The following is a 17571-nucleotide window of genomic DNA, read 5'->3' on the forward strand; positions in this document are numbered from 1 at the left end:
GACGATCCTAACGAGTGGGCCCTCTGGACCGCCTCAGGCGTCGCGGGTGCGGAGGATCATCCATCCCACGACGAGCGTGGCCACCGGCCACGCGATCATGGTGATGATCGGCACGGCGACGTCGCCGCCACCACCACCGGTCAGCGTCGACGCAGCACTCATCGGGAGGTACTGCGTGAGCTCGACGATCCAGAGCCACGCCTCACCGCCGATCGAGAAGAGACTCAGAATGATCGGCGCGACGAACAGCAGGCCCACGGTCGCCGCGATCGCGCCGGCGCCGTTGCGGATGATGAATCCCCACCCGAGACCGATGAGGCCGAACGACACCATGGCGAGCAGGCTGTACGCGAGCGGAATGGTCGACATACTCGGGTCGCTCCAGTCAAGCCCTGCGTCACCGAGAAGAGGCGCAGTGATGACGACGGCGATCACGGTGCTCACGAGCACGGTGATGAGAAGGAAGACGGCGACCGCCAACGACTTGGCCAGCACAACAGCGCCGCGACGCGGTTCGGCAGTGAGGGTCGACCGGATCATCCCGGTCGAGTACTCGCCGGTGATCGCCATGGCGCCGAAGATCCCGGCGACGAGCATCGTGAACTGCATCGGCGCCGTGATCGCGCCCACCGCGGGAAAATCGCCGCCGAAGTCGCGTGAAGCTGCAGCGATGAGTGCGGCGATGCCGACGGATAGCGCCACGGTGATGCCCAGCGACCACCACGTCGAGCGCAGGGTGGCGAGTTTGACCATCTCGCTGCGGAGAACGCGCGGGAAGGAGAGTCGGGCTGAGCGTGGCACGGAGGATGTCGAGCGGGCCCGTGTCGGGGCGGTGGTCGCGGTCATCGTGCATCCTTCGTCTTGTATTCGACGGCGTCTTCGGTCAGCGCGAGATACGCGTCTTCCAGCGACCCCGCGCGGGGTGTGAGCTCGTGCAGCGGGATGCCGTGGGCCGCGGCGGCGTCGCCGATCGCGGCGGCGGCGAGTCCGCTGATCTCGAGGACCCCTGGAGCGATGTCGGTGATGGTGACATCGGGGCCACCGATCGCGCCGGTGAGCTCCGTGGCGCGCGGGGTGCGCACGGTGACCACCGAGCGTGTCCAGGCTCCGACCAGGTCGGTGAGGGAGGCGTCGGCGAGAACCCGTCCGCGGCCGAGGACGATGACGTGGTCGGCGGTGAGCGCCATCTCGCTCATGAGGTGGCTGGACAACAGAACCGTGCGTCCCTCCGCGGCCAGTGCCCGCACGAACTGACGTACCCAGATGACACCCTCCGGGTCGAGACCGTTCACGGGCTCGTCGAGAATCAGCGTGCGAGGGTCACCGAGGAGCGCCGCCGCGATCCCCAATCGCTGACCCATGCCGAGCGAGAACTTGCCGGCACGGCGCCGGGCGACAGAGGCGATGCCGGTAAGCGCGATGACCTCATCGACCCGCGAGCGGGGGATGCCGTGCGTGGCGGCCATGGCCAACAGATGATTGCGGGCACTTCGCCCGGTGTGCACGGCCTTCGCATCGAGAAGAACCCCCACCTCGGTCAGCGGGGACCGCAGCGACGAGTACGGGCGCCCATCGACGGTGACCGAGCCGGACGTGGGCTTGTCGAGCCCCACGATCATGCGCATCGTCGTGGACTTTCCGGCGCCGTTGGGCCCGAGGAAGCCGGTGACTTTCCCGGCCTGCACGGTGAAGGAGGCGTCAGAGACGGCCGCCTTGTCGCCGAATCGTTTGGTGAGGTTTTCTGCAACGATCATGGCTTCGACGCTACCCGGGCCCCCACGTCCCCGCATCCGACGTCGGGATGAGCACACGGGGACGGCCTCCACCCGAAGGAGGAGGCCGTCACTCGGGACGCGGTCCGTTACTGTGCGTCGCGCTCCTGCACGGCGAGGGCCCGCTCGACACCCGCGAGGTTCTCGCTGACGAGGCGGCGCAGCGCCGGAGCCGCTTCGGCATGGACCTCGAGCCAGCCACGGGTCGCGTCTCGCAGCGCCGTGTTGGCCAGGGGAGCCGGGTACAGTCCGACGATCAGGTAGTTCGCGATCTGGTAGGTCCGCGACGTCCAGATCGGCAACAGCATCTCGAAATACGGTTCGATGAACGACGACAGCGCCTCGACGCCGGCCGGATGCGTGAGCCCGAGCGCGGCCGAGCGGATCACCGTGTTGGGCAAGCCTTCGGTGTCCACCAGGGACGCCCACGCGAGTTGCTTGTCGGTGACGGCGGGCAGCGCGGCCTTCGCCTGGGCGGCGAATTCTCCGCCCTTGGCGGTGTTGTCGGCCGCGAGTGCGGTGTCGATGTCGGACGCCGTGACGAGGCCGCCCGCGGCGAGCGAGACCAGCAGCGCCCAGGAGAGGTCAGCGTCGATCTCGAGGCCGTCGAGCACGGTCTCACCGTCGCGGAGCGCGCGGACGGTCTCCCACTGGGCACTCGTGGCGGCAGCAGAGGCGAAAGCTGTCGCGAACTGCAATTGACTGTCGCTGCCGGCCGGGGCGGATTGAGCGAGGTTCCAGAGCCCGTCGGCGACCTTCTGCCGCGTCGCGGCCCGGGACTCCGGTGCCACATAGGAGTTCGCGGCCAACTGCAGTTGACCGAGCGTCGTGCGAATCGTGGTCGACTCGGTCTCGGCGCCGATGTTGCGGAGAACCAGGTCGACGTAGTCGGACGCCGAAGCCTCTGCATCCCGCGTCTGATCCCAGGCGGCACCCCACACGAGGGAGCGTGCGAGCGGGTCAGAGATCTTGCCGAGGTGCGCGATCGCCGTGCGCAGGGACCGCTCGTCGAGCCGGATCTTCGCGTAGGCGAGGTCTTCGTCGTTCAGGAGGACGAGATCCGGTTGATTCAGACCCTTCAGCTCCGGCACCTCGGTGAGGTCGCCGTCGACGTCCAACTCGACGTGGTGCGTGCGGATGAGCGCGTCGCCCTCGAGCGTATAGAAGCCGACGCCCAGACGGTGCGGGCGGATCGTCGGATAGTCCGCGGGTGCGGTCTGCACGATCGCGAACCGGGTGATCACGCCGTCGGCGTCGGTCTTGATCTCGGGGGAGAGCGTGTTCACTCCGGCTGTCTCGAGCCACTTCTTCGACCAGGTCTCGAGCTCACGCCCGCTCGTCGCTTCGAGTTCGACGAGCAGGTCGCTGAGCTCGGTGTTGCCCCATGCGTGCTTCTGGAAGTACTGCGAGACGCCGGCGAAGAACGCCTCGATGCCGACCCATGCCGCCAACTGCTTGAGGACCGAACCGCCCTTGGCGTAGGTGATCCCGTCGAAGTTCACCTGCACGTCTTCGAGATCGTTGATCGTCGCGACGACGGGGTGGGTGGAGGGCAACTGGTCCTGACGATAGGCCCAGGTCTTTTCCATCGCGTTGAACGTCGTCCACGCCTCGGTCCACTCGGTGGCTTCAGCCGTGGCGATCGTCGACGCCCACTCGGCGAACGACTCGTTGAGCCACAGGTCGTTCCACCACTTCATCGTCACGAGGTCGCCGAACCACATGTGCGCGAGCTCGTGCAAGATCGTCACGACGCGACGTTCCTTCACGGCATCGGTGACCTTGGAGCGGAAGACGTAGGTCTCGGTGAACGTCACCGCGCCCGCGTTCTCCATGGCGCCGGCGTTGAACTCCGGAACGAACAGCTGGTCGTACTTGGCGAACGGGTAGGGAACGCCGAACTTCTCCTCGTAGTACGCGAACCCTTGGCGGGTCTTGTCGAAGATGTAGTCAGCGTCGAGGTGCTGCCACAGGCTCTTGCGTCCGTAGACCCCGAGCGGGATGACCCGGCCGGAGGCACTGGTGAGTTCGGAGAACGTTTCTTCGTAGGGCCCGGCGATGATCGCCGTGATGTACGACGAGATGCTGGGGGTCGGCTCGAACGTCCAGGTCGCGTTCGCGCCATCGACGGCGGGGACCGGTGTCGGCGAGTTGGAGATGACCTTCCACGCGGCCGGAGCCGTCACGGTGAATTGAAACGTTGCCTTCAGATCAGGCTGCTCGAACACGGCGAACACGCGCCGCGAATCGGGAACCTCGAACTGCGAGTACAGATAGACCTCGCCATCGGCCGGATCGACGAAGCGGTGCAGGCCCTCGCCCGTGTTCGTGTAGAGGCCGTCGGCTTCGACGACCAGTTCGTTCTCGGCGGAAAGCGCGTCGAGCGTGATGCGCGAGTCGGCGAAAGCCGTGGCTGGGTCGACCGATCGGCCGTTCAGCGTGATCTCGTGCACGTCCCGCGCGATCAGGTCGATGAAGGTAGAGGCGCCTTCGGTCGCGGTGAAGTGGATGACGGTGCGGCTGCGGAACACCTCCGGGCCGGTGGTCAGATCCAACGCGATCTCGTACGCGCTCGTCGAGACGATCGCGTGGCGCTCCTGCGCTTCGCTGCGGGTGAGGTTCTCTCCAGGCACTGCAGTACTCCCGTGGGGTGAGGGTGTGCCACCGCGGACGGGCGCTGCTGGCGCCGACGGCAACCCGACCAGCCTACGGCTTCATAGGATGGGAGGCATGCGCATCCACATCGCCACGGACCACGCCGGGCTCGAGTTCTCGACCCAGTTGCAGCACCATCTGGCCGAGCAGGGACACGACGTCGTCGACCACGGCCCCATCGAATACGACCCGCTCGATGACTATCCGGCGTTCTGCATCCGTGCCGCACAGGCTGTCGTCCACGATCAGGATGCCGGCATCCCGACTCTCGGCATCGTGTTCGGCGGCTCGGGCAATGGGGAACAGATCGCTGCGAACAAGGTCGCGGGCGTGCGCGCCGCCCTCGTGTGGAGCATCGCGACGGCCGAGCTCGCCCGCGAGCACAACGACGCGAACGTGATCGCGATCGGTGCGCGTCAGCACACTGTGCAGGAAGCCATCGGCTTCATCGACCGCTTCATCGAGACACCCTTCTCGGGCGAGGAACGCCATGCGCGCCGCATCGCGCAGCTCGCCGCGTTCGAGGTCGACGGATCGCTCGAGCCCGACCCGCGTGCGACCCTCGCGGGAGGCGAGTCGGCCGACGCGATGGATCCCGAAGCCGGCTGATGCCCGAAGGCCACTCTGTCCATCGCATCGCACGTCAGTTCGCTCGGAACATCGTCGGACGCCGGGTGTCCGCATCCAGCCCGCAGGGACGGTTCACCGAGGGCGCGTCGATGCTCGACGGGCGCGCGGCGACGGAGGTCCGCGCCGTCGGTAAACAGATGTTCCTCGAATTCGAGGACGACATCTGGTTGCGCGTGCATCTCGGGATGTACGGTGCGTGGGATTTCGCGGGCGAGATCCAGATCGATCCCACGATCGCTTCCGCGAACGGCCGCATGGGCCAGACCAACCAGCGGGGCACCGATCTGTCGCCGATCCTCGACTCGGCGGGGGAGAACTCACTGAATTCGATCGGAGCGCCACGGCGGGCTCGCGTGAACGTGCGGATGAGCGAGCAGACGAGGGGACTCGGCGATGCCGTGGATGAGTGGCCGCCGCCCGTCGTCGGGCAGGTGCGCCTGCGGTTGTTGACCGAGGCCACCTGCGCTGATCTGCGTGGACCGACGGCGTGCCAGCTGCAGACCCCGGACGAGGTCGCGGCGACGATCGCGAAGCTCGGACCGGACCCGCTCGTCGATGATCCCGGCCAGGGCGAAGAGCGCTTCGTGTCCGTCGTCCGCCGCAAACCCACGTCGATCGGTCTTCTGCTGATGGATCAGAGCGTCGTCAGTGGGATCGGCAACGTCTACCGCGCCGAGCTCTTGTTCCGCGCGAACCTCGACCCGCATACGCCGGGACGAGATGTGCCGGAAGACGTGATCCGAGCCCTCTGGCAGGACTGGGTGCGTCTCTTGGGCATCGGCGTCGAAACCGGCCAGATGATGACGATGGATGATCTCGATCCCGAGGCGTACCGTCGTGCGATGGCCCATCGTGACGATCGCCACTGGGTCTATCACCGCGCCGGATTGCCCTGCCGGGTCTGTGGCACGTCGATCGTGCTCGAAGAGATGGCCGCCCGCAAGCTGTACTGGTGTCCGACGTGTCAGGTGTGAGGATGAGATGAGACAGAATCCGAGTTTCGCGATGACCGACGTGACGGAGTTGCGTCGCGTCATCGATCAGAATCCGTGGATGACCCTGGTCGCCAAGACGGATGCCGGGCTCGTCGCCTCGCACTACGCGGTGCTTTTGGACGAGGACCGCGAAGACCTGACGATCGTGGGCCATGTGGGCAGACCCGACGACGCCATCCTTGAGCTCGGCGAGAGTGAATTGCTCGTGATCGTGCAGGGACCGCACGGCTACATCTCCCCGGCGTGGTACGGCGATGGTCCGAACGTGCCGACGTGGAACTTCGTCTCGGTGCACCTCTCCGGGGTCCCGGAGATTCTCACCCCGGAGGAGAACCTCGTTGTTCTCGATCGCCTCGTGCGGCGCTTCGAATCCGCTCAGTCGGATCCGCGCTATCTGTGGGAGCTGCCCAATGACGCGCACTTCGTCCGAGGGCTCGAACGTGGCACGGTGGGCTTTCGCCTCGCGCCCACGAAGGTCGTCGCCAAGCGCAAACTGAGCCAGAACCGCCCTGATGATGTCGTGGACGAGATCATCCTGCAGCTCGAGCGGGGCGGCGGCGGGTACGGTGATCCACGCTTGCCCGCAGAGATGCGGCGGGCTCACGAGACGCTCCGCGCCGCACGGGGCTCACGATGAGTCTGGGCCGCGGCGACGGTATCGACGTCGTCATCAACGCGCGGTTGACCGGCGGAGATCGTCTCGACCCGTTCGGTGCGGATCTCGTCGACATCCACCTGCGCGGTGGCGTTATCTCCGACATCGCCCCGGCGGGTGCGTTGTCGCGCCGGGGGGCTGTGCTCGATGCCGGCGGCGGATGGGTGGTGCCCGGACTCTGGGACCACCACGTGCACACCGTGCAGTGGGCCCTCGCCGCTCAGCGCACGCCCGTGGGCGAGGCTGCCTCGGCCGCCGAAGCCGCTGCACTGATGGTCGGTGCAGGGGTGCTCGCCGATGGGCGTCGGATCGGTACCGGGTTTCGCGACGCGCTGTGGCCCGATGCCATGGAGCGCGAGATCTTGGATGCCGCAACCGGCGACGTCCCGACCTACCTCATCAACGCCGACGTCCACAGCGTCTGGCTGAACTCCGCGGCGCTGCGCCGTGAAGGCTTCGCGCTCACCGCATCCGGAGTTCTGCGCGAAGAGCCCGCGTTCGAGATCTCGCGTCGACTCAACGCGGCCGATCCGGTGGTCAGCGACGCGCTGGTGGACACGAGCCTGCGGGCAGCCGCCGCCCGGGGGATCGTCGGCGTCGTCGACTTCGACATGGCCTGGAACGCCGAGGCCTGGGCGCGACGGGTGGATGCGGGGTTCACTGCGACGCGTGTGTCGTTCGGCGTCTACCCCGACCACCTCGACCGTGCGGTCGCCGATGGACTCGGAACAGGCAATGCCCTCGACCCGGCGGGCCTCGTGCGGATGGGTCCCCTCAAAGTGATCACCGATGGTTCCCTCGGAACCCGCACGGCCGCCTGCTCACACGCGTATCCCGGCGACCCGCACAATCACGGTGTGCTGACGGTTCCGCCGGACGAGCTCGTCGCGCTTCTCACCCGCGCGACGGGTGCCGGATTCGCCTGCGCGGTCCATGCGATCGGCGACCGGGCGAACACGAATGCGCTCGATGCGTTCGCCCTCGCCGGAGCGCACGGCACGATCGAACACGCGCAGTTGGTCGCGCACGCGGACATCGCCCGGTTCGCCCGGCTCGGGGTGGCCGCGAGCGTGCAGCCGGAGCACGCGGTCGATGATCGCGACATGACCGACGCGATCTGGGCGACCCAGACGGCGATGCCCTATCCCTTGCGCTCCCTCGCCGAAGCAGGCGCCAATCTGCTGTTCGGGTCAGACGCGCCGGTGTCGCCGCTGGATCCCTGGGCCGCCATGGCGGCCGCTGTCCATCGCACCCGCGACGGCCGTGCGCCGTGGCAACCCCGTCAGGGCGTGGATGCCGCGACGGCTCTGGCGGCATCCACCGCCGGCGGATCGCACACCGGCAGCGCGCTTGCGCCCGGAACCCTCGCGGATCTCGCGATCATCGATCGTGACCCGCTCGCGGCAGATGAGCCGTCCCTCCGCGCGACTGCGGTAGCCGCCACCATGATCGCCGGGCGTCTCACTCACCTCTGACCCGCCGGCATTTCGTGAGACGCCACAGACACGATGAGACGACACGCAACGCGTGCCGTCTCATCGGAAATGGGCCGTCTCACCGGGGGAGCGGCGGAAGGAACCTACTCGGCGAGGTGCGCCGAGAGGAACCAGCGATCCTTTTCGAGACCCGCCTTGATCGAAATCGCGACGTCCTGGCTGGTCAGATCGGTCTCGTCGAGTCCGTCGATCGCGGCCTGGACGTCGGCGATGACGGCATCCATGTCGGTGACGACAGCGGTGATGATCTGCTGCCACGGCGTGAAGCCGGCCGGAACAGCTGTCGCGGCAGTCTTGTCGGCAACCGTCGACACGCGTGCGTCGATCGGCAAGCCGAGGGCGACGATCCGCTCGGCGGCGAGGTCGGCGGATGCCTGCGCGTTCGCGACGAGGGTGTCCAGGAGTTCGTGGATCGCGATGAAGTTCGAGCCGCGCACGTTCCAGTGCGCCTGCTTGCCGTTGACGGCGAGCGACTGGAGTCCCAGAACCACCGGCGTGAGGAACTGGGCGGTGCTGGCGGATGCCTCGGGGCCCGCGGCCGTCATCGAGATCGTCTGCGTTTTCGTCATTTCTCGTCCTCCTCCAAAACTCCGAGCGCACGACTACGCCCGCGGATGTCAACGCTACTCAGCGGGAAACATTCCGCAAGCAAGACAAGGCTCCGCTTACACCGGCTAATGTCGGGGCCATGACGGTCGCCGATGACGCCTCGATCCTGTCCCTCTCCGGTCACGCACCTCGCCTGCACGAGACTGCTTTCGTCGCTTCCGGCGCCCGCGTGATCGGTGACGTCACCCTCGCCGAGGGTGCCAGCGTCTGGTACAACGCGGTCGTACGCGGCGACAGCTCATCGATCATGCTCGGCGCCGGCAGCAACCTGCAGGACAACGTGTCCGTCCACGTGGATGCCGGTCATCCCGTCGTCATCGGTCGCGATGTCTCGGTCGGGCACAACGCCGTCGTGCACGGGTGTTCGATCGGTGACGGATCACTGATAGGGATGGGGAGCGTGGTGCTCTCGGGCGCGCAGATAGGCCGGGGGTGCCTGATCGCTGGGGGAGCGGTCGTGCTGGAGGGAACCGTCGTGCCCGACGGTTCGCTCGTCGCCGGCGTGCCCGGAAAGGTTCGGCGGGCCCTCAGCGAGGAGGAGCGGGCCGGTATCCTGCGGAACGCCGAGACCTATCGCGTGCATTCCGCGACACACGCCGCTGCGCAGGTCATTTAGTTCAAGAAGTGGAGGGGCTGACGAGAATCGTCCCCACCGCCTCCTCCACACGCCGCTGCGCGGCGCGCGGAGCCTCGGGCGGCGTGGGCCCACTCCGGAGTTCGATCCCTTCAACACGAACGTCCCGCCGCACCACCTGGGGTGGCGCGTCGGGACGTTGGAGGGGCTGACGAGAATCGAACTCGCATCATCTGTTTGGAAGACAGAGGCTTTACCACTAAGCTACAGCCCCGAATCCGCGGGTGAACGCGGCATCCAGACGAGTCTACAAGGTCATGTCGGCTAGACTGACCAACGGCCGTTTTCGGCGCACATAAATGTGCGCGCCCGGGGCGTAGCTCAGCTTGGTAGAGCGCCCGCTTTGGGAGCGGGAGGCCGCAGGTTCAAATCCTGTCGCCCCGACATCGGCCCCATGAACCCCAGACCCACACGGATGCGCTCTCGCGCGACCGGGACACAAGGAGAACGAACAGGTATGGTCACCAGCACCGTCGAGACGCTCAGCCCCACCCGGGTGAAGCTCCACATCACGGTCACGCCGGACGAGCTCAAGCCCGCCATCGCGCACGCCTACGAGCACATCGCCCAGGACATCCAGATCCCCGGCTTCCGCAAGGGCAAGGTCCCCGCGCCGATCATCGATCAGCGTGTCGGGCGCACGGCGGTCATCGAGCACGCCGTCAGCGAAGGCCTCGACGGGTTCTACCGCCAGGCGGTCGCCGAGACCGAGGTGCGCGTCGTCGGTCGTCCGGCCGCCGAGGTCACCGTGTGGCCGAACGAGAAGGATTTCTCCGGCGACCTCGAGGTCGAGGTGGAGGTCGACGTCCGCCCCGAGTTCGATCTGCCCGAGCTGTCGACCATCACGGTCGAGATCGACGCCGTCGAGACCGACGACGCCGCTGTGGATGCCGAGCTCGACCGCCTGCGCGGCCGCTTCGGCACGCTGATCACGGTCGACCGCCCCGCTGCGAAGGGCGACTTCGTCGAGCTCAACCTCGTCGCCACCATCGACGGGAACGAGATCGACCGCGCCGAGGGTGTCTCCTACGAGGTCGGCTCGGGCGAACTGCTCGAGGGGATCGATGAGGCGCTCGACTCGCTCACCGCGGGTGAGGACACGACGTTCCGTTCGACCCTCGTCGGCGGTGACCACGCCGGTGAAGAGGCCGAGGTCTCCGTCTCCGTCGTTGCCGTCAAGGAGCGTGAGCTTCCCGAGGCCGATGACGACTTCGCTCAGATGGCCAGCGAGTTCGACACGATCGCCGAGCTGCGCGAGAGCCTCGTGGCCCGTGTCGCTGAGCAGTCCGTGTTCACGCAGGGTGCCGCCGCGCGCGACAAGCTCGTCGACACGCTGATCGAGCAGATCGACATCCCGGTGCCGGCCCAGCTGGTCGAGGACGAGGTCCACCAGCACCTCGAGGGCGAAGGCCGTCTCGAGGACGACGAGCACCGCGCCGAGGTCACCGAGGCGTCGCAGAAGCAGTTCCGCACGCAGATGATCCTCGACAAGCTCGCCGAGGCACACGAGGTCCAGGTCTCGCAGGAAGAGCTCACGCAGTACCTCATCCAGTCGGCCGCTCAGTACGGCATGGCTCCCCAGGAGTTCGTCGACGCTCTGCAGCAGGGCAACCAGCTGCCGGCGATGGTCGGCGAGGTCGCGCGCAACAAGGCGCTCGCGATCGTGCTCGGCAAGGTGACGGTCGTCGACACCAACGGCAAGGCCGTCGACCTCACCGGTTTCGTTGCGGAAGAGGATGAGGCCGAGGCTGAGGTCGTGGAGGAAGCTCAGGAGATCGCGGATGCTTCGGCCGACGACGCCGCTCCCGCCAAGAAGGCTCCCGCCAAGAAGCCGGCTGCCAAGAAGGCGCCGGCGAAGAAGGCTGACGAGTCGGATGCCCCGGCCGCCGAGAAGGCGCCGGCCAAGAAGCCCGCTGCCAAGAAGGCGCCGGCGAAGAAGGCTGCCGAGTAATACGTCGCGTTCGCACGCGGGGGTGGATGCCAGGGCATCCACCCCCGCGTCGTTTCGCCCCGACACGCTCTCCGCCGACGGCGAACACGGGCAGAGGGTCGTCGGCGCGTGGGTAGATTCGGTGACGAACGCAAAACCGCACACCAGGAGCATTCATGGCTGAACCACTTATCGCGACCAGCGTCTTCGACAGGCTGCTGCGTGACCGCATCATCTGGCTGGGGTCGGAGGTGCGCGACGAGAACGCGAACGAGATCTGCGCGAAGATCCTCCTCCTCGCCGCCGAAGACTCCGAGAAGGACATCTTCCTCTACGTCAACTCACCCGGCGGATCGATCACCGCAGGTATGGCGATCTACGACACGATGCAGTTCGTTCCGAACGACATCGTCACGGTCGGGATCGGCATGGCCGCGTCGATGGGTCAGCTGCTGCTGACTGCAGGCACGAAGGGCAAGCGCTACATCACCCCGAATGCGCGTGTGCTGCTGCACCAGCCGCACGGTGGTTTCGGTGGCACGTCCAGCGACATCCAGACGCAGGCGCAGCTCATCATCTCGATGAAGAACCGCCTCGCCGAGATCACGGCCGCCCAGACCGGCAAGTCGGTCGAACAGGTCAACGCCGACGGCGACCGGGACCGGTGGTTCACCGCTGAGGAAGCGCTCGCCTACGGGTTCGTCGACCACATTCGCGAATCGGCCTCCGACGTCGTCGGCGGCGGCGGCACCGAAACCAACGAAGGAAGCGCACTGTGAACACCCCCGCCTTCGGATCTCCCCAGCACGCAGTCTCCGGCTTGCAGATGCCGTCGAGCCGGTACATCCTGCCGCAGTTCGAGGAGCGGACGGCCTACGGCTACAAGCGCCAGGACCCGTACAACAAGCTGTTCGAAGATCGCGTCATCTTCCTGGGCGTCCAGGTGGACGACGCATCGGCTGACGATGTCATGGCCCAGTTGCTCGTGCTGGAGTCGCAGGACCCCGACCGCGACATCATCATGTACATCAACTCGCCCGGTGGCTCGTTCACCGCGATGACGGCGATCTACGACACGATGCAGTACGTCTCTCCCCAGATCCAGACCGTGGTGCTGGGTCAGGCGGCCTCGGCCGCCTCGGTGCTTCTGGCCGCCGGCGCGCCGGGCAAGCGTCTCGCCCTCCCGAACGCCCGCATCCTCATCCACCAGCCCGCCGTCGGCGAAGCGGGCCACGGTCAGGCATCCGACATCGAGATCCAGGCGGCGGAGATCCTCCGCATGCGTACCTGGCTCGAGGAGACGATGGCGCGGCACACGAACCGCACCCAGGAGCAGGTGAACAAGGACATCGACCGCGACAAGATCCTCTCCGCCCACGAGGCGCTCGAGTACGGGATCGTCGACCAGGTGCTCACGTCGCGCAAGCGCGTCCCCGCTGCAGCGGCGATCACGTCCTGACCTCGTCAACGCCCCGCCGGTCTTCCCGATCGTCGGGGCGTTGTGCGGTCGTCCTCCACACCCGCGTCTCAATCCGCCGAGATGTCGTCGGTTGCGGTTAGGCTCGAAAAGCATTCTGGGTGGTTCGATGAAAGAGGCGCATCATGGCTCGTATCGGTGAAAGTGCCGACCTGTTCAAATGCTCCTTCTGCGGCAAGAGTCAAAAGCAAGTGCAGCAGCTGATCGCCGGCCCCGGTGTCTACATCTGCGACGAGTGCGTCGAGCTCTGCAACGAGATCATCGAAGAGCGCATGGCCGAGTCCGGTGAGGGCGCCGTTGCCGATTTCGATCTGCCCAAGCCGCGGGAAATCTTCTCGTTCCTGGCGGAGTACGTCGTCGGACAGGATGCCGCGAAGCGCGCTCTGTCGGTCGCCGTCTACAACCACTACAAGCGGGTACGCGCCCACGGCACTCTCCAGCCCGCAGAACAGCGGGTCGACGAAGTCGAGATCGCCAAGAGCAACATCCTGCTCCTCGGCCCGACCGGCTGCGGCAAGACGTATCTGGCCCAGACCCTCGCGAAGCGGCTGAACGTCCCGTTTGCCGTCGCCGACGCCACGGCGCTGACCGAGGCCGGCTACGTCGGCGAGGATGTCGAGAACATCCTCCTGAAGCTTCTTCAGGCCGCGGACTTCGACGTCAAGCGTGCCGAGACCGGCATCATCTACATCGACGAGGTCGACAAGATCGCCCGCAAGGCCGAGAATCCCTCGATCACGCGTGATGTCTCGGGCGAAGGTGTGCAGCAGGCGCTGCTGAAGATCCTCGAGGGGACGGTCGCATCGGTGCCCCCGCAGGGCGGACGCAAGCATCCGCACCAGGAGTTCATCCAGATCGACACCACGAATGTGTTGTTCATCGTCGCCGGCGCCTTCGCCGGTCTCGAGGAGATCATCTCGTCGCGCGTCGGCAAGCATGGCGTCGGATTCGGCGCACCGCTGCAGGAGAAGGGCAAGGAGCTCGACCTCTTCAGCGAGGTCGAACCCGAGGACCTGCACAAGTTCGGGCTGATCCCGGAGTTCATCGGCCGTCTGCCGGTCGTCACGTCTGTCGCGCCCCTCGACCAGGCTGCGCTCATCGAGATTCTCACGGGGCCGAAGAATGCGTTCGTGAAGCAGTATCAGCGGATGTTCGAGCTCGACGGCGTCGAACTCGAGTTCGACGATGACGCGTTGCTCGCCATCGCCGATCTCGCGGTCGCGCGTAAGACCGGTGCCCGCGGGCTCCGAGCCATCCTCGAGGACGTACTCGGGCCGATCATGTTCGACATCCCGTCGACAGAGGATGTCGCCAAGGTCATTGTGACCCGTGCTGCCGTGAGCGATGGTGCTGCACCGACCCTCGTGCTGCAGCAGAAGCGCAAGACCGCCTGAGCTCGACCCTTTCAGCCGCCGGCGACCTCGTCGGCCATTTGCGGGATCTTCCGAGGCAGCGGTGGGGCGCCAGCGCTTCGCCAGTCGGATGCCGCGATCTCGGCCGGATGAATCTCCGGTGCAGCGGCTTATCCGGCTGAAATGCTGCCCGTAGCGTCCGGATGCGGTGATTTGGGCCGGATGAATTTCCGGCATCCGCTCATCCGGTTGAAATGCTGCCCGTAGCGTCCGGATGCGGTGATTTGGGCCGGATGAATTTCCGGCATCCTCTCATCCGGTTGAAATGCTGCCTGTGGCGTTCGGATGCCGCGATTTGGGCCGGATGAATCTCCGGCATCCGCTCGTCAGCCGTCCAGTCCGCGGCGGTGCAGGAGCGGGGCGATGTCGGCGTCACGCCCGCGGAAGTCGCGGTAGGCCTCGAGCGGATCCTTCGACCCGCCCACGCCGAGCAGGCGGCTCCGGAACCGCTCCCCGTTTTCGCGGGTGAGACCGCCGTTCTCACCGAACCACTCCACCGTGTCAGCGTCGAGCACTTCGCTCCAGATATAGGAGTAGTAGCCGGCACTGTATCCGCCAGAGAACACGTGCGCGAAGTACGTCGAGGAGTAGCGAGTGGGGACCACGGGATTGTCCAGCCCGATGTCGACGAGTGCCGCGGCTTCGAACTCGGCGACGTCGAGGTCGGATGCCGCCTGTTCTGCGGTGAGCGAGTGCCACGCCTGATCGATCCAGGAGGCGGCGAGGTACTCACTCGTCGCGAATCCCTGGTTGAAGGCTTCGGACGCACGCAGTTTGTCCACGACGCTCGAGGGGAGCGGTTCGCCCGTGTCGACGTGGCGGGCGTAGGCGGCCAGTACCTCGGGCCACAGGATCCACATTTCGTTGACCTGGCTCGGGAACTCGACGAAGTCGCGGAACACCGCGGTCCCGGCGAAATGCGGATAGGTGACGACCGCGAACAGTCCGTGCAAGGCATGACCGAACTCGTGGAACAGCGTGGTCACTTCGTCGAGCGTGAGCAGGGTCGGCTGACCGGCAGCGGGTTTGGGGACGTTGAGATTGTTGACGACGACCGGATCGGTCCCGCGTAGCCGGGACTGGGAAACGATCGAGTTCATCCATGCACCGCCGCGCTTGGAGTCGCGGGTATACAGATCGAGGAGGAACAGACCCAGCGCGCTTCCGTCTGCATTGTGCAGTTCGAAGACCCGCACATCCGGGTGGTACCCGGGGAGATCCCGGCGCTCGGTGAACGTCACACCGTACAGCTCGGTGGCGGCCCGGAAGACACCGTCCTGCAGCACGCGTTCCGCTTCGAACCAGGGTCGGAGGGCCGTGCGGTCGAGATCGTACTCAGCTTCGCGCACCTTCTCGGTATAGAACGCCCAATCGTGGGCTTCGAGCGTGAACGGAGTGTCCTCGGCATCCACGATCGCCTGCAAGGCGATCTGCTCCCGCGCGGCGTTGCGCGCAGCCGGGATCGCGAGGCGGCGGAGGAGGGTGTGGACGGCCTCCGGTGATCCTGCCGTCTCGTCACTCGTGATGTAGGCGGCGTGGCTGTCGAAGCCGAGAAGCGCGGCGCGCTCCGCGCGGAGGCGGACGATGGTGCGCAGCACCTCCCGGTTGTCGTTCTCATTGCCCCGCGACCCGCGCGAGCGGGATGCCGTGAGCAACCGCTCGCGGCTTTCGCGCCTCGTCAGGGTGGACAGGTACGGATGCCCGGTGAACAACGTCAGCGTGACGACGTAACGCCCGGGAAGGCCCCGGTCGGCCGCATTTTGGGCGGCGGCAGACAATTCGCCCGCCGTCAGGCCATCCAGTTCGTCCGCGGTGTCGAACACCACCGCCAGGTCGTTCGTGTCCGCGAGGAGGTTCTTCTCGAACGTCGTGGTGAGGATGGAGAGTCTCTGATTCAGATCGGTCAGGGTGGCCTTTTGCTCGTCGTCGAGCCCCGCTCCCGCGTGTGTCATCTCGCGATAGTGGCGCTCGACGAGGTAGCGGTCCTCGGGAGCCAGGTCCGCCGCGTCGAGGTGATCGTGCAGAGTTTTGATGCGCCAGTACAGGGCGCCGTCGAGGCCGATCGCGTCGTGATGGGCCGACATCAGGGGAGCGAGCGTTTCGTCGATCTCCTGGATCGGAGCCGTCGCGTCTGCGGAAGAGACCGTGTAGAACGTCCGGGCCACTCGTCCCAGGAGATCACCGGCTCTCTCCAGCGGCACCATGGTGTTCTCGAAGGTCGGCATGGACCGCACGCGGGTGATCGCGGCTATCTCGGCACGGTGTTCTGCGAACGCCGCCTCGAACGCCGGCAGGTAGTGTTCCGGCGCGATCTCTCGGTAATCCGGAAGGCCGTACGGCAGGGTGCTCGGAGCGAGGAGGGGATTCGAAGAAGCATCCGTCATTCCTTCACCTTAAGGCCGTGCCCCGGCACCCCTCTCCGGGTGCAAAGAGGTCATTGCAAAGGGATGTGTGCAACAGCATCTTTGGAACATGCCCGCGGATCACGACCCCACTCCCGTCCAGATACTGGATGCCGGCGCGCTTCGCGCGTTGGCCCACCCGATTCGTGTGCGCATCTTCGACATCTTGAGTCAGTACGGCCCGCAGACTGCGAGCTCGCTCGCCGAACGGCTGCACGAGTCTTCCGGATCGACCAGTTATCACCCTGATCCGGGAGGTACCTGATCGAGGCACCGCCCGGGAGCGGTGGTGGGAGCGGCCGCACGGAGCGGTGTCGTTCGGCAATCCGGACGCGCTCCGCACACCCTCGGGTCGGGCGGCGACGCAGGTCGTCGTCACCGAGACGCTCAACCGACGCCACCAGCAATTGATGGAGTTCATCGACCGCTGGCTCAGTCCCGACATGGACGGCGAGTGGCGGGACTCGACCATCATCACGACCGCGACAGCACGGCTCACTCCGCCGCAGTTGCGTGAGCTCTCCGACAAGGTCCAGGCACTCATCGACGAGTACGTCACCACCTATCGCGACCAGACGGGTGACGGCGTTCGTCAGCGCGATGACACGCGCACCGGTGCGGTGGTGTGGGGAGTGCTGCGGCGGTGAGGGCGACTCAGGCGAACTCGTCTTCGTCGTCGTGGCGCACGATGACCTCGCCGCTCGCGGTGGACTCCACGATCACTCCGGTGTCCAACTCCGCAATCGGTCGACCTTCCAGGAAGGTGAGCGTCCACCGCGGGCGCGGCTGTCCGAGATCATCCGCGGGAATCGCCGCATCGACCGCGGCGATCTGCCGGTGCAACACCGCCGGCACCGCCGCCGGAGGCTGCTGACCGCTGGTCCATCGGGTTCCGAGTTGCATC

Annotated in this window: 17 protein-coding genes and 2 tRNA genes; 12 read left to right on the forward strand and 7 right to left on the reverse strand. The window is 66.5% G+C overall.

Translation table 11 applies throughout. The features are described 5' to 3' along the window. Nucleotides 1–33: 33 nt before the first annotated feature. From Q0653_RS02300 to pepN, 3 genes are all read right to left on the reverse strand, one after another. Nucleotides 34–846 carry an ABC transporter permease subunit gene (locus tag Q0653_RS02300; RefSeq protein WP_298942290.1) on the reverse strand — a complete coding sequence of 271 codons (813 nt, stop codon included), beginning with the start codon at nt 844–846 and terminating at the stop codon, nt 34–36. Next, the gene (locus tag Q0653_RS02305) at nt 843–1754 is read right to left on the reverse strand and encodes an ATP-binding cassette domain-containing protein (protein WP_298741327.1); all 912 of its coding nucleotides are present in this window, start codon (nt 1752–1754) and stop codon (nt 843–845) included. The genes Q0653_RS02300 and Q0653_RS02305 overlap by 4 nt, the downstream gene beginning before the upstream one ends. A gap of 107 nt (nt 1755–1861) precedes the next feature. Beyond that, a complete protein-coding gene (gene pepN / locus Q0653_RS02310; RefSeq protein WP_298942293.1) occupies nt 1862–4405 on the reverse strand; it encodes an aminopeptidase N in 2544 nt (847 codons plus the stop codon). A 97-nt stretch (nt 4406–4502) separates the two neighbouring features. On the opposite strand from pepN, the gene Q0653_RS02315 reads away from it, so the two are divergent. The 4 genes from Q0653_RS02315 to Q0653_RS02330 are packed head-to-tail and all read left to right on the forward strand — an operon-like array spanning nt 4503 to nt 8182. Next, the gene (locus Q0653_RS02315) at nt 4503–5036 is read left to right on the forward strand and encodes a ribose-5-phosphate isomerase (protein WP_298942295.1); all 534 of its coding nucleotides are present in this window, start codon (nt 4503–4505) and stop codon (nt 5034–5036) included. Next, on the forward strand, nt 5036–6031 hold the full coding sequence (locus tag Q0653_RS02320; protein WP_298741321.1) for a DNA-formamidopyrimidine glycosylase family protein: 996 nt from the start codon (nt 5036–5038) through the stop codon (nt 6029–6031). Before Q0653_RS02315 ends, Q0653_RS02320 begins: the two co-directional genes overlap by 1 nt. Nucleotides 6032–6038: 7 nt before the next feature. After that, complete coding sequence (locus tag Q0653_RS02325; protein WP_298942298.1) at nt 6039–6689, forward strand: FMN-binding negative transcriptional regulator; 651 nt, start codon at nt 6039–6041, stop codon at nt 6687–6689. After that, nucleotides 6686–8182, forward strand: a complete 1497-nt coding sequence (locus Q0653_RS02330; RefSeq protein ID WP_298942300.1) for an amidohydrolase family protein — start codon at nt 6686–6688, stop codon at nt 8180–8182. Before Q0653_RS02325 ends, Q0653_RS02330 begins: the two co-directional genes overlap by 4 nt. Before the next feature lie 104 nt (nt 8183–8286). On the opposite strand, the gene Q0653_RS02335 is transcribed toward Q0653_RS02330, so the two are convergent. Then, nucleotides 8287–8772 carry a DNA starvation/stationary phase protection protein gene (locus tag Q0653_RS02335; RefSeq protein ID WP_298741314.1) on the reverse strand — a complete coding sequence of 162 codons (486 nt, stop codon included), beginning with the start codon at nt 8770–8772 and terminating at the stop codon, nt 8287–8289. Nucleotides 8773–8891: 119 nt separating this feature from the next. On the opposite strand from Q0653_RS02335, the gene Q0653_RS02340 reads away from it, so the two are divergent. Continuing rightward, nucleotides 8892–9428, forward strand: coding sequence for a gamma carbonic anhydrase family protein (locus tag Q0653_RS02340; RefSeq protein WP_298942303.1), 537 nt, complete (start codon nt 8892–8894; stop codon nt 9426–9428). A gap of 158 nt (nt 9429–9586) precedes the next feature. Here the strand turns inward: Q0653_RS02340 and Q0653_RS02345 are convergent. After that, nucleotides 9587–9660: transfer RNA gene (locus Q0653_RS02345), tRNA-Gly, on the reverse strand. A 96-nt stretch (nt 9661–9756) separates the two neighbouring features. Between Q0653_RS02345 and Q0653_RS02350 the strand changes: the two genes are divergently transcribed. The 5 genes from Q0653_RS02350 to clpX all read left to right on the forward strand — a co-directional run bounded on the left by Q0653_RS02350 (nt 9757) and on the right by clpX (nt 14247). Next, nucleotides 9757–9830 (forward strand) — tRNA-Pro (locus Q0653_RS02350). A gap of 73 nt (nt 9831–9903) precedes the next feature. Beyond that, complete coding sequence (tig, locus tag Q0653_RS02355; RefSeq protein ID WP_298942305.1) at nt 9904–11397, forward strand: trigger factor; 1494 nt, start codon at nt 9904–9906, stop codon at nt 11395–11397. Between the two features lie 155 nt (nt 11398–11552). After that, on the forward strand, nt 11553–12155 hold the full coding sequence (locus tag Q0653_RS02360) for an ATP-dependent Clp protease proteolytic subunit (RefSeq protein WP_298741308.1): 603 nt from the start codon (nt 11553–11555) through the stop codon (nt 12153–12155). Between the two features lie 47 nt (nt 12156–12202). Next, the gene (locus Q0653_RS02365; protein ID WP_298741918.1) at nt 12203–12835 is read left to right on the forward strand and encodes an ATP-dependent Clp protease proteolytic subunit; all 633 of its coding nucleotides are present in this window, start codon (nt 12203–12205) and stop codon (nt 12833–12835) included. Between the two features lie 143 nt (nt 12836–12978). Beyond that, a complete protein-coding gene (clpX, locus tag Q0653_RS02370; RefSeq protein ID WP_298942307.1) occupies nt 12979–14247 on the forward strand; it encodes an ATP-dependent Clp protease ATP-binding subunit ClpX in 1269 nt (422 codons plus the stop codon). Nucleotides 14248–14591: 344 nt separating this feature from the next. Here clpX and Q0653_RS02375 read toward each other — a convergent pair whose 3' ends face one another. Continuing rightward, nucleotides 14592–16649, reverse strand: coding sequence for a M3 family metallopeptidase (locus Q0653_RS02375; protein ID WP_298942309.1), 2058 nt, complete (start codon nt 16647–16649; stop codon nt 14592–14594). An 88-nt stretch (nt 16650–16737) separates the two neighbouring features. Here Q0653_RS02375 and Q0653_RS02380 point away from each other — a divergent pair, with 88 nt between their 5' ends. Together Q0653_RS02380 and Q0653_RS02385 are read left to right on the forward strand one after the other, a co-directional pair. Next, nucleotides 16738–16932 (forward strand): helix-turn-helix domain-containing protein, encoded by a 195-nt coding sequence (locus tag Q0653_RS02380; RefSeq protein WP_298942311.1) that lies wholly within the window; start codon nt 16738–16740, stop codon nt 16930–16932. 46 nt (nt 16933–16978) lie between these two features. Beyond that, nucleotides 16979–17314 (forward strand): hypothetical protein, encoded by a 336-nt coding sequence (locus tag Q0653_RS02385; RefSeq protein ID WP_298942313.1) that lies wholly within the window; start codon nt 16979–16981, stop codon nt 17312–17314. Nucleotides 17315–17321: 7 nt separating this feature from the next. Here the strand turns inward: Q0653_RS02385 and Q0653_RS02390 are convergent, their stop codons facing one another. Continuing rightward, complete coding sequence (locus Q0653_RS02390; RefSeq protein WP_298741301.1) at nt 17322–17570, reverse strand: hypothetical protein; 249 nt, start codon at nt 17568–17570, stop codon at nt 17322–17324. Nucleotide 17571: the final 1 nt, after the last annotated feature.

The sequence above is a fragment of the uncultured Microbacterium sp. genome (assembly GCF_947488465.1).
GTDB lineage: Bacteria > Actinomycetota > Actinomycetes > Actinomycetales > Microbacteriaceae > Microbacterium.